The 13,162-nt window shown below is 58.6% G+C and carries 13 protein-coding genes; 2 read left to right on the top strand and 11 right to left on the bottom strand.

From position 1 onward, the window contains the following. Positions 1–8: 8 nt before the first annotated feature. From dsrM to ACZ495_RS09300, 8 genes are all read right to left on the bottom strand, one after another. The gene (dsrM, locus tag ACZ495_RS09335; protein ID WP_012624091.1) at positions 9–1,028 is read right to left on the bottom strand and encodes a sulfate reduction electron transfer complex DsrMKJOP subunit DsrM; all 1,020 of its coding nucleotides are present in this window, start codon (positions 1,026–1,028) and stop codon (positions 9–11) included. A gap of 122 nt (positions 1,029–1,150) precedes the next feature. Then, the gene (locus ACZ495_RS09330) at positions 1,151–1,678 is read right to left on the bottom strand and encodes an RsbRD N-terminal domain-containing protein (RefSeq protein ID WP_012624092.1); all 528 of its coding nucleotides are present in this window, start codon (positions 1,676–1,678) and stop codon (positions 1,151–1,153) included. 356 nt (positions 1,679–2,034) lie between these two features. Next, positions 2,035–3,048 carry a hypothetical protein gene (locus ACZ495_RS09325; RefSeq protein ID WP_464262118.1) on the bottom strand — a complete coding sequence of 338 codons (1,014 nt, stop codon included), beginning with the start codon at positions 3,046–3,048 and terminating at the stop codon, positions 2,035–2,037. A gap of 227 nt (positions 3,049–3,275) precedes the next feature. Further along, on the bottom strand, positions 3,276–4,547 hold the full coding sequence (gene sat, locus ACZ495_RS09320; protein ID WP_012624094.1) for a sulfate adenylyltransferase: 1,272 nt from the start codon (positions 4,545–4,547) through the stop codon (positions 3,276–3,278). 375 nt (positions 4,548–4,922) lie between these two features. After that, entirely contained in the window at positions 4,923–5,204 is a 282-nt protein-coding gene (locus ACZ495_RS09315; protein ID WP_394026373.1) for a hypothetical protein, read from the bottom strand. A 468-nt stretch (positions 5,205–5,672) separates the two neighbouring features. Continuing rightward, entirely contained in the window at positions 5,673–6,197 is a 525-nt protein-coding gene (locus ACZ495_RS09310; protein WP_394026371.1) for a single-stranded DNA-binding protein, read from the bottom strand. Between the two features lie 37 nt (positions 6,198–6,234). After that, the gene (locus ACZ495_RS09305) at positions 6,235–6,573 is read right to left on the bottom strand and encodes a hypothetical protein (protein ID WP_012624096.1); all 339 of its coding nucleotides are present in this window, start codon (positions 6,571–6,573) and stop codon (positions 6,235–6,237) included. 42 nt (positions 6,574–6,615) lie between these two features. Continuing rightward, positions 6,616–7,266 (bottom strand): biotin/lipoyl attachment domain-containing protein, encoded by a 651-nt coding sequence (locus ACZ495_RS09300; protein WP_012624097.1) that lies wholly within the window; start codon positions 7,264–7,266, stop codon positions 6,616–6,618. On the opposite strand from ACZ495_RS09300, the gene ACZ495_RS09295 reads away from it, so the two are divergent. Next, positions 7,256–7,513: a hypothetical protein gene (locus ACZ495_RS09295; protein WP_464262117.1), complete on the top strand. Its 258-nt coding sequence runs from the start codon at positions 7,256–7,258 to the stop codon at positions 7,511–7,513. The two genes, ACZ495_RS09300 and ACZ495_RS09295, sit on opposite strands and share 11 nt — an antisense overlap. A gap of 45 nt (positions 7,514–7,558) precedes the next feature. Here ACZ495_RS09295 and ACZ495_RS09290 read toward each other — a convergent pair whose 3' ends face one another. Genes ACZ495_RS09290 through ACZ495_RS09280 form a run of 3 tightly spaced genes read right to left on the bottom strand, consistent with a single transcriptional unit; the run spans position 7,559 to position 11,965 of the window. Further along, positions 7,559–9,808: an acetyl-CoA carboxylase gene (locus ACZ495_RS09290; RefSeq protein WP_041723845.1), complete on the bottom strand. Its 2,250-nt coding sequence runs from the start codon at positions 9,806–9,808 to the stop codon at positions 7,559–7,561. 15 nt (positions 9,809–9,823) lie between these two features. Further along, positions 9,824–10,495, bottom strand: coding sequence for a DUF1847 domain-containing protein (locus tag ACZ495_RS09285; RefSeq protein WP_012624099.1), 672 nt, complete (start codon positions 10,493–10,495; stop codon positions 9,824–9,826). Positions 10,496–10,510: 15 nt separating this feature from the next. After that, positions 10,511–11,965 (bottom strand): biotin carboxylase N-terminal domain-containing protein, encoded by a 1,455-nt coding sequence (locus ACZ495_RS09280; protein ID WP_296984660.1) that lies wholly within the window; start codon positions 11,963–11,965, stop codon positions 10,511–10,513. 267 nt (positions 11,966–12,232) lie between these two features. On the opposite strand from ACZ495_RS09280, the gene ACZ495_RS09275 reads away from it, so the two are divergent. Continuing rightward, complete coding sequence (locus tag ACZ495_RS09275) at positions 12,233–13,144, top strand: purine-nucleoside phosphorylase (protein WP_464262116.1); 912 nt, start codon at positions 12,233–12,235, stop codon at positions 13,142–13,144. Positions 13,145–13,162 lie beyond the last annotated feature (18 nt).

Below are 13,162 nucleotides of genomic sequence, written 5' to 3'. Positions count from 1 at the left end.
AAGACTCCTTACTCGGCGGCCTTTTCGGGTTGCTTTTCCAGCGGCAGCCCGGCTTCAGCCATGGCTTCGCGGTAGGTATCCTCGTACTCGGCGTAGGTGAAGTACTGCTTGGGCGGATTCCAGGGGTTGATATGGCGCACCCGGCGGGAATTGTTGGCCAGATTGCGCGTGGGGCTGAAGAACACGCCCGGCATATGCATGAGCTTGGAGAAGGGGAAGTAAATCAGCAGTACGCACACCAGAGTAAGGTGGGTGAAGAAAAGCGCGTTGATGCCTGCAGTGGACACGGGCGCAAAATGCGTGAGGCCCATGACGAAAATCTTGACCTGGGCTATTTCGGTCTTATCGAAATAGCGCAGGCACAGGCCGGAGCTGATGATACTGATGATAAGCCACAACGGGAAATAGTCGTTGAACAGCGAGATGTAACGCAGACGCTGGTCGAAAATGCGGCGGCCAAGCAGAAAAAGCACGCCTACAAGTACCAGCCCGCCGGTCATGAAAAAGCGGGGCGAACCAACCTGCATGATGCCGTCGATGGTTTCCAGAAAAGAAATACAGGACGGGATAGGCTCCATAAAGAAGCGGAAGTGGCGGATGAAAACCAGCAGAAAACAGTAGTGGAACAGCAGGGCAAACACCCAGAGCCACTTGGAGGAAAAATAGATGGTGCGCGGCCCGTTGCTGATGGGGTCATTTTCGCGCACATCGGCAACCGTGTTGCGGAACAGCGAACGGAAGAAAAATACTTCCAGAAACATGCGCCGCACGACGTCCCAGGTGTTGCTGGGGCTGTCGAGCCGGTTGGGCTTGATGAAGTCAAGCGAAACTTCCTGGCCGCCGGTGGTGGGGATGGAGAAGGGTACTGGCGATTTGGCCCAGTACACCATGCGCCAGATAACACCGACGATAAAAACGACGACTGCAACATAAGGCAGCACAACGCCGAACAGAGGTGCAAGCCCTATGGCCGCTCCCGCCCAGGCGATGGCTCCTATGAGCAGCACCAGCAGTAATGAATTGAACATTCCCTACCTCACTTCCACTAAAGTTGCCTCAAAAGCCCACCACGGGATATTGAGAAATGCCTGGGCCGCACGCTCCAAAGACCCGCCAGGCATGACGCGGGCGGGAGGTGCGGGGTTCAGCGTTAATCCGCAGGATGCGAAGGGCCGCCTTCCAGCTTTTGCGCCCAGCGCGCCAGCTGGGCGTACTGGTTGCGAATTTCTGTTATGCGCAGGTCGGCCACAACCTCGCGGGCCTCAGTATACATATCAAAGGCCAGCAGGGTGAGACTGTCCAGGCGCGATTCGGCTTCCATATAGGGGGCCGTATCGCCCAGAGCTATGAACTCGGGCAAAAGATGCGTGCGCAGAATGGGCTTCATGAGAAAAAACACGCCCAATCCCTGGCTGGGAGCATATTTTTGCACCGCGCGCAGCCTGATAAAGCGTTCAAGGGCTTTTTTGGTCTGCCCCGGATCAACATGCTCGCCGGCCATGGCGTCATATAGTGCACCGGCCGCTTCTTTGGTCATATGGGCGACAGGATTGGCAAAAGGATCATTGCGTGTACGCAAAAAACCTGTCGTTTCAAAAGGGTAGGTGTCAAACACCTCCTCGGCCCAAAGGCGAACAATTTCACTTTTGTGCTTTCTGAACAATTCCTGTGCTTTCATCCCGCCCTCGCGCCTTACGGATAAGGCTGTTTCATATAAAGGGGAAGCGCAAAGGGCGTCAAGCCCCTTTGCAGCCGGACAGCAGCACTTGCGCACTTTTTTGCACAATGCCGCGTTCTGCTTACACGGTGTTCGGGGTTTGGTCCAATTGCGTAGTCCAAACGTATGTTGGAGCATGTGTGGCCGCTTTTTATTTCAGCAGCAGAGGCGTTATGCTGTCTGCTGCGGAGCCGCTCCCTTTTTTCAGATATCCCCGTCGTTGCCCCTCACGGGGCCGGCCTGCCATGGCTGTTGCCAGCTTGCGGCAGGCTTTTTGCCCGGCAGCGTCCGGGCAGGCGCAAATCTGCGCCCGCAGCCTATTCCGGGCAGGGGGCAGGGCCGCCGCACTGGCCCGCAATTTGCGGCTCCAGCGGCAGGGCGTCGTTCGTGCCGCCCGGCTGGCCTTGCCATTGGCCGGTTCCCGGCATGCCCGAAAAGCCGCCGGTCGGGGCAGCATTGCTGCCGGATCCGCGCGGGCCGGTGTTTTTGCCCTGCTTGACCAGCATGGAGGGCAGCCCGTGATATTCAAAAAAAGGTACGGTCTGCGCGCCGGATACGAACACATGGGCCTTGTTGCGCAGCATACGGAAGCGCAGCCATATCATATCCGGACTCCACGAACCAAGGCCCCCGGGGGCGGTCGCATCCTGCGAGCGGGTCATGGCCTCGGCCATGCTGTCGCCCTGGTCCAGCAGGCGGATCATCTGCGCCACACGGTACACGTCCGCATCGTTTTCGGCCAGGGGGTAGAAGGCCACGTCTACATGTCCGGAAAGAATGGCCACGCCCTCACGGCAACTGGAGCAGGACGGCGAAAAGAACATGCGCACCGTGGCGCTGTCGTGGTTGTCGGTAATGGGCCACACAGTGGCCTGTGACCGCGCCACAGCGCCCAGGTTGATGATGAAGAGCAGACCCCACACCAGCACGAGGAGGGAACGGCCCGCCTTGCCCGAGCGGCTGCGCGCCGTGGCTGCCTGGCGAAAACTCATATAGGTGAGCACAAAGAAAACCGCCACCACCAGACAGCTTATGCAGGGTGCGGTAAGCGCCATGACCAGCAGCAGGCCCACATCACCCAGCAGGGCCAGCGCAGCCAGCGTGCGGCCCCAGTGGGCGGCGCCCAGCAGGGCCAGAAAGCACAGGACTGCGAAAACGCCGGCCCCGATCCACCACAGCGAAATGCCCGCCACGGTGCTGTCCTGGTACAGGGAGCAGCCTGCCGTCACACACAGATTTACTTCGTTGCCAAGGGCGCTCCATACGCAAAATGCCGCGGCCAGCAGGGCAAGAAGCAGAGCGCCGGTAACGATTTCGTGGGATCGGTTCATGAACCACCTGTAATATGGGTTTGGCGGGCGCGCCGCCGGAACTTGCAAAGAAACGGACCGGACCGCGCGGCGGCGGCAGCCGCGGCACGAGTCCTGTATCCTGAATGTATCATGCCTCTATAGGCTTTTTTTGCCTTCAGGTAAAGCATGGTGTGGCTGCAAGGCATGCAGGGCAAAACAAAAGGACGCCCTTGCGGACGTCCTTTCGCGTTGTGACTGCGGCAACCCTACATGGTGGAACCAGAGGCGGCACGCTGCATCTTGACTTCGACTTTTTCGGTAAGACCGGAGTAGTATTCGCGCAGGATGGCGAGCACTTCATCGCGGCCAAAGTGATCCGGTACATCCGCGCCTTCAGAAAGCATCTTGCGCAGCTTGGTGCCGGACAGGATGACGCGGTCTTCCTTGCCGTGCGGGCAGGTGCGCATGCTGGCCATGCCGTCGCACTTCTTGCAGTAGAAGGTCCAGTCAATGTTCAGGGGTTCGCAGAGCAGGCGCTTGCCGGAATCTGCGGGGGTGGGCATCTTGCGGAAGATCTCCTGGGCTTCAAACATGCCGTAGAAGTCGCCCACACCGGCGTGGTCGCGACCCACCAGCAGGTTGTTGATGCCGTAGTTCTGACGGAAGGTGGCGTGCAGCAGGGCTTCACGCGGGCCGGCATAGCGCATGTCCAGGGGGTAGCCGGCCTGGATGACAAAGTCTTTCACAAAGTACTTGTCCACCAGGGTGTCGATGCACTTCACTCGCACTTCGGCCGGGATGTCGCCGGGCTTCAGGGAGCCGACCAGGGAGTGGATGACCACACCGTCGCACACTTCCACGCCGATTTTGGCAAGGTATTCATGCGAGCGGTGCATGGGGTTGCGCAGCTGCAGGGCGGCAACCTTCTGCCAGCCGCGTTCGTCCATCTTGGCGCGCAGCTGGGCGGGGGTCATGTACACGCCGGGGAATTTCTCGGGGAATTCGCCCTGCGAGAGCACTTTGACGGGACCGGCGATATTGTATTCTTTCTGGGCCAGAACCATTTTCACGCCGGGATGGTCTTCGGGGGCCACTTCCCAGAATTTTTCAGAGTCAGGGCCTTCGCCCTTGAAGACCAGCTCGCACTCCATCTTTTTGTCGGCTTCGGTCATTTCATAGATTTCTTCGACCTTCATGGTGGCCATGACTTCGCCCTTGCGGACCAGGGCCACTTCTTCACCGGCCTTGATGCTCTTGGCTTCGGCAGCGGAGACGTCAAGGGTTACGGGCACGGGCCAGAAGGTGCCGTCGGTGAGGGTCATTTTTTCGCACACGCTCTTCCAGTCGGCCTTGTTCATGAAACCGTTCAGAGGCGAAAAGCCGCCAATGCCCATCATGATGAGGTCGCCCTTGGCGCGGGAAGAAATTTCGATCTGCTTGAGGCCAGCGGCCTTTTTCTTTTCATCTTCCAGGGCCTTGCCTTCAAGCAGGCAACAGACCAGACCCTTACCGCCGTGAGGAGCTACCAACTTGGACATCGCGAAATCCTCCGTGTTTTGGTTATGACAGCCTCCCGCAACGGCAGCACGCACAGCCGGAATGGGGAGGGCTTCTTTCGAAATCCATCTTGTGAATAATCTAACAAAAAGTCAACTACCTCTCGCAAAATTTCCTGACTTTCAAACATGCGAAAATGCGAAAAGGCCTTTGTTAAAGCCAAAAAACATAAATACCATCTTACGGCATGTTTTTAAAAAAGAGAAGCCCCCCGGCTGAAAAAAACGCACATTGCCTCTGTTTTGTCATTTGTCCGGATGGAGAAAAATAGTACAGATAAAGGGATTTTTATATGAACAATAAATGTCATAGTATGAAGATGCTTCGTATAATATGTTTATTTTATTGTATTAAAACTATATTGTCATGGTTTTGCCGCAATCGCCGAAGACAGGATTAACTTGCCTCTGTCTGCTGATAGCTGCCCTCAAAAGTTCGATGGCGCTTTTTTTCGCAATCTCATGGAGGGCGCTTTTTAAAACGCGGATGAAAAGATTATTTGAAAAGACGGACTGTTGCCGCATCGCTTTTTCAGGGAAGCCGCGCCTGCCGCGTTTCTTTCGCGCAGGGGCAAAGGCCTGTGCGCACGGCGGCAGGGTGCAATGGCCCGAATCTGTTGATGTAAGCAGGCAGATCATGTCTGGGGGGCCAGCAGCCTTGTGAGGCTGTTGGCAAATGGGGGCAGTAGCCAGCGGCAGTGCATATTATATCCTGCCTGCCCGCAGCCGTGCCGTCAGTGCGTTGGCTGTGGCAAGCCGGAGGCCGCCAAGCCGTAGGAAGAACAGTGCGCTTCAATGCAACACGTGCTCCAGTCCTGAGAGCTGGAGCACGTGTTGCATATGCCGTGCGGCAGGCGTGTAAAACAGAAGGGAAGAGAGCGGCAGCCTGGAACGGCTTTATTGTGGCGCTCTGGCGATGGTCCGAGTGCGGGGCTGCCTGAAAAGGCGGGTACAACGGTCTGGGGCTGCCAACGCCGGACGGGACACCGTAACCCTTTGTGCATGGCTGCGCTCAAAGGCAGATTGCGCCGATGGCTGCGTGATCTGCCGTCCGCCGTAAGAGCGTGCCTTAACCTTAAGAACGTATATTCTCAAAGGCTGAATGCTCTAGAAGGGGACTTCATCCATATTGGAGGCCTCAGAAGGAAAGGCCGGGCCAAGGTCGTCATCCGCAGGTCTGCGGTTGCCCTGGCTCTGCTGGCGCGGAGCACCCTGGCCGCCACGGGGGGCATTGCCGCGGGGCGCAGCAGCGCCGTAATCGTCCTCATAGCCGCGTCCGCCGCCGCCTTCACCGCGCGGGGCATCGCCTTTGCGGTCAAGAAACTGCACGCGCTGGGCCTTGATTTCTGTGGTATAGCGGTCCTGCCCCTGCTGATCCTGCCATTTGCGAGTCTGCAGGCTACCTTCCACGTACACAAGGCTGCCTTTGGTCAGGTAGTTGGCACAGTTTTCGGCCTGGCGCTGAAAAACGGATACGCGATGCCATTCGGTGCGGTCCACCTTGTTGCCGTCGCGGTCGGTATAGGATTCGTCGGTGGCTATATTGAGGCTAGCCACAGGCGAGCCGCTCTGGGTGTAGCGCAATTCGGGGTCGCGCCCCAGGCGGCCGATGATCATGACTTTATTAAGCATGTGAAAGTCTCCGATAATACTGCTTGTTCCGGATATCTCAGGCCACAAAGGCCTTTTCAAGAGTATCCAGCACGTCTTCAAGTTTGTCACTTAAAATATTGGCCTCACGGGGCTGCCAGTCGGCCAGCGCCGCTTCCAGTGCCTGCTTGAGGCGCACGGCTTCTTCAATGCCGGGACCCATGGCCTTGCGCCTGGCTTCGGACCAGGGCAAAAACTGCAGGCCGTCGCCGAGGGCGCGCACCATTTCAAGAACGCCGTGCTTTTCGTGCTTGATGGGTACGCTGAAGGCAAGCTCTGTGAGTTTGGGCCACAGCTTTTCAAGCAGGTCTTCGTTCCATGTCACGGCAGAGACGCGAATCTGTAAAGCCTTGCCCATGAGTAGCCTCCGTGATGTTTGCCCGGCCGGAATCGCGCGGGCCTATTCCTTTTCGGTCCATTCGGTCTGTACACGCATGATCACGTCCTGGATGGCCGGCAACTGGTCCTTGGGGCATACGCCCAAAAGCGGCGCGCCCGCATCCATATTGTCGTTGATCTTGAAGTAGACTGCGTAAATCACGCCGTCGGGTCCCGTATAGCAGAGGGGAACCTCGCGTTTCATGCGCGACATGATGAGCAGTTCCATACCGTCCCGTACAGCCACGGACTGGGCGTCGGAGGCGCGGATCTTTTTGTCCACTTCAGGCGTAAAATAGTATTTGGCGCGTTCGGGCGCACGGAAGAGGTGCAGGGTTTTTTTCAGGATGATGCTTTGTACCTCATCCTTGGTCAGCATATGGCGCAGCACGGCAAGGGGCGCGCCCGCCTCTACAAACTGGCCCTCAAGTTCGCTGTGTATCACGCTCACCTCGCCTTTTTCAGGCGCGCAGATGGGCTTGGGATTGTGCTCGCGCTCCAGCGTGGCAATGAGCGTTCCGGGCTTTTCTTTCCACTGGCCCTGCGGCCCCAGGGCCTGATCGCCCTGCTTGAGTCCCGCAAAGGTGACGCGGCCCGTATGGGGCGTACGGATGACTATTTCGCGGTAGGGCGAAGCCTTTATTTCGTCCAGCAGTGAAGATATGTTGATCATGCTTGGTCCGTTATATGCTTGGGCGCGCGTACCGCCGGAGCGGCGCGGGCGCCTGGTTTTCTTCAGGGTTGCCCTGTGTGATGTGCGTGGCGGTCTTGCCGGGCCGCCCTGGTGGCGGCGCTGCCCGCATTCCGGCTGTTCCGGCGCGGGCGTACCCGGGGGCACATCACCGGGGCGTACGCATCAGGCGGCGGGGTGCATCCCCTGCCTGCAGCGCAGTTTTTACGGCCGGGAACGAAAGCGCTGATCTGGCGGCAACGCCTTGTCATCCGTCCCCGGCATGCTTTTTTGCCTACCGGTAATAAAGGTTTCTGCCGCCGATGGTGAGCAGCGCCTGCTTGAGGTTGGCGCGCACCTGCCTTCTGTCCCATATGCCCTGGATGTGCCCGCGTGACAGGGCGCGGTACGAGCGGTGGTACTTGGGCGGGATGTCCATCCCCGTGGTTTCCTTGATAACGCCCGGCCCGGCAAAGCCGATGTTGGATGAACGCACGGCGAACTGGTAGGGCGAGCAGCCAAGAAAGCTGGCGACCGGCCCGGCAAAGGAGTTGGTGTCGTACAGCACCATGTACAGGCCGCCGGATTCGATATAGCGGCGCACAGCCACTGTGCAGCGCGGCATCTGGATGACACCGTGTGTGCCTTCCTGAATGCGTATGCCCGCCGTGCCGTGTACGTATGCCAGGAAGGGATAGCGTTTTTTCTCGGCGCGCTGGGCGGCTTCCACAAACTTGTAGCCTTCGGCCGCGCCCACGGAGCCGCCGCGGAAGGTACCCATAAGCATGGCTACCACCATCTTGGTATTGTCGATACGGGCCTCGAAGGTCATGCAGCCGCTTTTGGCCCCGGTTTTTTTCTGGGCAGCGGCGACGCGGTCGTTGAAGTCGGGGAAGTCCAGCGGATTGCCCGCTTCGATTTCGCTGTTGAACTCAAAGACCGAACCGGCGTCAAAGACGTTTTTTACATACCATTCCGGCTCCATGGGGAAGTGGTAGCCGCAATGGCTGCACACGCCCGCGAATTCGGCGAAAAGGTCCGGTCCCCAGAGGTCCAGGCAGCCGTAAGAGGCGCTGTTGGGGCAGGTAACCGTACGGTCGGCCTTGTAGCGCGGGGATATGTAGTTCCACTTGAGGCGGCGCGAATCGTCTGCCCAGGTGGAAAGGGCCATGAGTTCCCTGGCCTTGTTGTCCTGCTTGCCGGGCAGTTTATGGGTAAGCTTGTGCCAGGGAGCCAGCAGGCGGCCCTTGAACACATCCCACTCGTTGCCCATTTCTTCCATAAAGGTACGGATGCGGCGTTGATGCTTGCGATAGAAGTCGTATTTGAAGCTGACCCAGGGCTTGGATATCCAGTCCCAGGCTGCGCCCGCCATCTTGGTGATGAAGGGCCTGCGGTCACGCGCCGCCTGACGGGAAAGCCGCAGAAACTTCTGCTGGCGGCGTTCGCGCAGGCGGTCTTTGGCCTTGGAAGAAAGCCCCCAGCGGGTATGCATTTCATCCAGGTTGGCATCGGGCCTGCGCAGGCGTGAAAGCGTGAAGCCCTTGAGGATGGGCATCACGCGGGTGGAAACCACTACTTCGTCTGTGGCGCGTATGACTTCTTGCCGCAAGGTGCGGAAAAAGTCGAAGTGCCAGGGGCGCGCGCCCAGTGGCGGCTCCTGCACGATGCGATCGATATAGCCGAACTTGATGTTGTCCTGCGCGGTGATCTTGAGGTTCTGGGCGCAGTGCTCGATCAGTTCGGGGGCAGCACGCTGCCCGGACTTGAGGCGGCCTTCAATGGCTGCGGCCCCTTCGGGTGAAATGACCGAATAGTAGCCATGCGAAAGCATCAGCCTTTTATCCGCCAGGCCTATGGCCTCGGCCCCGCCGGAACCGCCTTCGGAAATGACGGCGATAACGGGTACGCGCAGACCGGCCATGCTGTAGATATTGCGCGCGATCTGCTGGGCCGCGCCGGGGTAGTCCTCAATGGGATACGAGCCGGGCGTGAAGATATAGGCATGTACGGGAATGCCCTCGGTTTCCGCAACGCGCATATACTGCTGCGCCTTGGCGTTGCCCCAGGGCTTGACCGAGCCGCCGTTGCGGAACTCCGCCCCGTGGCCTTTTTCCTGCCCGATAACCATGACGGACTGGGTATAGGTCTTCTTGCCCCTGCGCCGGGTAATGACGGCGCGGGCTATGAGCATGCTGGGGTCCAGGCTGTGCTCGTCCTGTCCCCCGACTTCGGTGAAGTTGTCATAGACGTTTTCCAGGATGTCCCGCAGACAGATGCGCTGCGGGTGGCGCACGATGCGCACCTTGTCCATGGGAGTAATGTTGCCTTCAAGGCGGCGCTCCACATAGCAGAACAGGTCTTCAACCGTGGCCAGCTCCGCATAGGGGTCTTCAATTTCCCCCGCACGGGCGCGTGCCGCGAAAGAGGTGAGCTTTTCTTCCAGCAGTTGCGCATTGTCTTTGTGCTTGCCGGCAAAAATGTCCACCATATAACTGAGCCTGTCGCGCAGACTCTGGATTCGTTTCTCTATATTATTGTCCATAACTCGCATGCGCCGCTAAACGGGTTTTTTGAGGTAATTGGAGTAGGATGAGTGCAGGGCGGCCAGCGGATTGTTGCCGAGCATGCGGTCCTTGACGGCCAGAACGGTCGTGGGGGCCTCAAGATAGCGCATGGCGAGGGTATCGTGCGCCACACACAGGCCCAGCAGAACATTGAGTTCCACCTTGGCGTCGTTCATGATCTTGGCTTGCAGCACCGGGTTGCACATGGTCTCCGGCTTGGCGGGATTGTGCAGGTGCCCGGCGTCAATGCCAAGAGTGCTCTTGGATACATTGCCGACCTTGCAGATAACCGAAACCACTTCAAAACCGTGAGCCTCGAAAATGTCGGCAGAGGCCTTGGCGTCTTCACGCAGGCCGATGCAGAACAGAAGTCCGAGACGTTTGTATCCCATGGCCATGGCGTATTCCATAATTTCAAGAATGCGCGGGTGGCAGGGAATGCGCGTGCCGTCGGGCAGCGTCGTGTAACAGTTATATTCCACAATGGCCGATTCGCGCGCCATGCGCAATATGTCATCCTTGTAACAGCCCAGCGCCGCATCGCCCAGGTCGTGCCGCATGGCAGTGGGGCAGTTGGCAGGGTGCTTGCCGCCGGCTTTGACGCACAGGCGGTCTTCGCGCTTGAAGGGGCAGGTAGCGCATGTGGGAAACTGGGGGGTCCCCATGATTTGCTCCTTTGGTCAGAAACGGAGAATCCGTTCCGTATTGGCCGCTAAAAAGTTTACGTTGGATTTTAGGGTGTCTCCTGCGCCGTTATGCCCCTCAAGGCGCAGATCGTGCAAAAATTCAAGACCACGGGCCTTGGCTTCTTCAAGGTCTTTGCCCCATATGATGGCAAGAGCCAGGTTTGGATCAAATTCGGTCGGGATTTCGTATGGTTCCTGGGTGGGAACGTGGGTGAGCATGGTCAGCCACGGCTGTTCTTTCCACTGGAAGCGCTCAATGCGCCCTACCCAGGGGGTAAAGTTGCTGTCCGGGTCTTCGGCGATGAGCCGGTATTCGATGCCCACGCCGTCAAAAGTGATGTCGTCCTGGGTATAGCCCAGGGGATCGCCAAGGCCGATACGTATCTGTTCGGCAATGATGTCCACATCGCCCTGCCCCTTGACCTTGGAAATGCGGGCCGAAACGCCGTTTTCCACCTGGATGCGGGTATTCACTTCCATAAGGAAAGGTTCGCCCTTGCGGGTAACGATCCATTCCCATGTGCCCACGTTGTCGTAGCCGACCTTGCGGGCCATGGTCAGGGAGTAATGGACAATATCCTTGAGCACCTTGCCGGCGTCAAAGGTGTACTTGATTTCTTCCGGAACAAAGCCGGGGGCCACCTCGATGCGTTTTTGCAGCCCTGTGGACTGGATGGAGCAGTTACGCGTGCCGAAATGCACGGGATTAATTCCTGTGCGGTCGGAAACGACCTGAACTTCAAGGTGGTTAAAGTCCGTAATGCGCTGCTCGATGAGTACGCCTTCGTCTTTGAACTGGCGCAGGGCATAGTTGCGGATGCGGCGGTAGACGGAGCGGAACTGGTCCGGGTCGTATACTTCCTCGATGCCCATGCCGCCGCCGCCTGCCGAAGCCTTGACCAGCACCAGCGGGCGGGTGATGCCTTGCTGGGCTTGAAATTCAAAGATGCTTTTGGCGATGCGTTCTGCCTCCATCTCGTCATAGATGGGCCGGTCAGAGCCGGGAACCGTGGGCACGCCAAGGCTGCGCGCCAGGCGCTTGGTGTTGATCTTGTCGCCCAGTTCACGGATGATCTTCCACGAAGGGCCGATAAAGACGAGTTTGCGATCGCGCTTGGTCACACGGCGGGCAAAACGGAAGTCTTCGGCAAAAAAACCGTAGCCGGGATGCACGGCAGTGCAGCCTGCCTCGTCAGCCACAGACATAAGCTCGTTGGCGTCGTGGTAGGAAGAAACGCGAAAAAGGCTTTTTTCCCCACCTTCTTCGCGCGCAAGGCGTACATGGCCCGAAGCCGCATCCTCGGCGGTGAATATGGCGGTAAAAGCCACACCCAGCTTGCGGCAGGCCCGCATGATGCGCATGGCTATTTCGCCGCGATTGGCTACCAGAATTTTGTGCTTGTGCAGGGGAATGGTTTCCTGAGCGTTGTCCAAGCCTGTCTCCCTCATTATGTGGCGCCCTGGGGGCGCAAGCGGTAGTTGTTGGTCTGATAGTTCCGGCGCGGCCACGTAACGCGGTCGCCGAAGCGTAGTCCGGCCCGCCGGTTTGCCCTTGTGGGACTGGGCCGGGCGGGCTATACAGGATTCGTATCAACCGAGCATACGCACTTTCCGTGTGAAAATCCACACGCAGTACTGTGGGCGGATGAAAAAAGTCGCCCCCGGTCATTGCGCGGCATTACCCGCTGCGGCACTGTTAAAATCAGGAGGGATAATATGCAAAATCCGCAAGAAGTCCAGTCGGCCGCGGCGGCTCTGCGCAAGGCTCTGGAGGCTGCGCCATGCAGCTTTTCACAGGTTATGGGCATGCGAAAAATCACCGGCGCTACGGCAGAAGACAACAGCGTTCCCGTTGGTCTTGTGCTGGGTACGGGGCTTTCGGGTCTGGCGGACCGGCTGGCGGAGCGGGTAGCCGTGCCTTATGCCGATCTGCCGGGTTTTCCCGTATCCAGCGTGGATTCGCATGTGGGAGCCTTTGTGTGGGGGCGTTTTCCCTCATCCTGCGGCGAGGACGATGTACCGGGCCGTCCTGTGCTTATCCAGCAGGGGCGCTGCCACCTTTATGAAGGCCGCAGCCCGGCCGAAGTGTGTATGGGGGTGCGCGTCATGGCGGCCATGGGCGTCAAGACGCTGGTGATCACCAACGCGGCGGGGGCGCTTAATCCCCATTTTGACGCCGGGTCCATCATGTGTATGAGCGATTTTATCAACCATACGGGGCATTCGCCTCTGCTCGGCTGTAACTGCGAGCAATGGGGACCGCGTTTTCCCGACATGAGCGCGCCCTTTGATGCGGACCTGCGCACCCTTGCCATGGAAACTTCCGCCAGGCTGGGCCTGCGGCTGGAACGCGGCGTGTACATTGGCGTGCGCGGCCCTGAAATGGAAACCCCTGCCGAAACGCGCATGTACCGGCAGTGGGGAGCCGATGCTGTGGGCATGAGCACGGTGCTTGAGGTCATTGCGGCGCGCCATCTGGGTATGCGCGTGCTTGGCCTTTCATGTATTTCAAATAAAAACTTGCCGGACTGTATGACCCCGGCGCCTTTGGAAGAAATTATTCTTGTGGCTGCCCAGGCGGGTAAAAATCTGGGCCGCCTCATACGGGCAATGATGACAAAACTTTAAAAAATACGTACAAGCGCA

It is taken from the genome of Desulfovibrio sp. GTC20076, assembly GCF_055385905.1.
The sequence above is the reverse complement of the archived record's forward strand: the minus strand, read 5'-3'. Positions and strand labels throughout refer to the sequence as shown.

What these genes read in the sequence shown, in the direction of transcription:
- dsrM (WP_012624091.1), bottom strand. Translation starts at nt 1,028, where the DNA reads ATGTTCAATTCATTACTGCTGGTGCTGCTCATAGGAGCCATCGCCTGG.
- ACZ495_RS09330 (WP_012624092.1), bottom strand. Translation starts at nt 1,678, where the DNA reads ATGAAAGCACAGGAATTGTTCAGAAAGCACAAAAGTGAAATTGTTCGC.
- ACZ495_RS09325 (WP_464262118.1), bottom strand. Translation starts at nt 3,048, where the DNA reads ATGAACCGATCCCACGAAATCGTTACCGGCGCTCTGCTTCTTGCCCTG.
- ACZ495_RS09275 (WP_464262116.1), top strand. Translation starts at nt 12,233, where the DNA reads ATGCAAAATCCGCAAGAAGTCCAGTCGGCCGCGGCGGCTCTGCGCAAG.
- ACZ495_RS09290 (WP_041723845.1), bottom strand. Translation starts at nt 9,808, where the DNA reads ATGGACAATAATATAGAGAAACGAATCCAGAGTCTGCGCGACAGGCTC.
- ACZ495_RS09285 (WP_012624099.1), bottom strand. Translation starts at nt 10,495, where the DNA reads ATGGGGACCCCCCAGTTTCCCACATGCGCTACCTGCCCCTTCAAGCGC.
- ACZ495_RS09305 (WP_012624096.1), bottom strand. Translation starts at nt 6,573, where the DNA reads ATGGGCAAGGCTTTACAGATTCGCGTCTCTGCCGTGACATGGAACGAA.
- ACZ495_RS09315 (WP_394026373.1), bottom strand. Translation starts at nt 5,204, where the DNA reads ATGATCTGCCTGCTTACATCAACAGATTCGGGCCATTGCACCCTGCCG.
- sat (WP_012624094.1), bottom strand. Translation starts at nt 4,547, where the DNA reads ATGTCCAAGTTGGTAGCTCCTCACGGCGGTAAGGGTCTGGTCTGTTGC.
- ACZ495_RS09310 (WP_394026371.1), bottom strand. Translation starts at nt 6,197, where the DNA reads ATGCTTAATAAAGTCATGATCATCGGCCGCCTGGGGCGCGACCCCGAA.
- ACZ495_RS09295 (WP_464262117.1), top strand. Translation starts at nt 7,256, where the DNA reads ATGTTGATCATGCTTGGTCCGTTATATGCTTGGGCGCGCGTACCGCCG.
- ACZ495_RS09280 (WP_296984660.1), bottom strand. Translation starts at nt 11,965, where the DNA reads ATGAGGGAGACAGGCTTGGACAACGCTCAGGAAACCATTCCCCTGCAC.
- ACZ495_RS09300 (WP_012624097.1), bottom strand. Translation starts at nt 7,266, where the DNA reads ATGATCAACATATCTTCACTGCTGGACGAAATAAAGGCTTCGCCCTAC.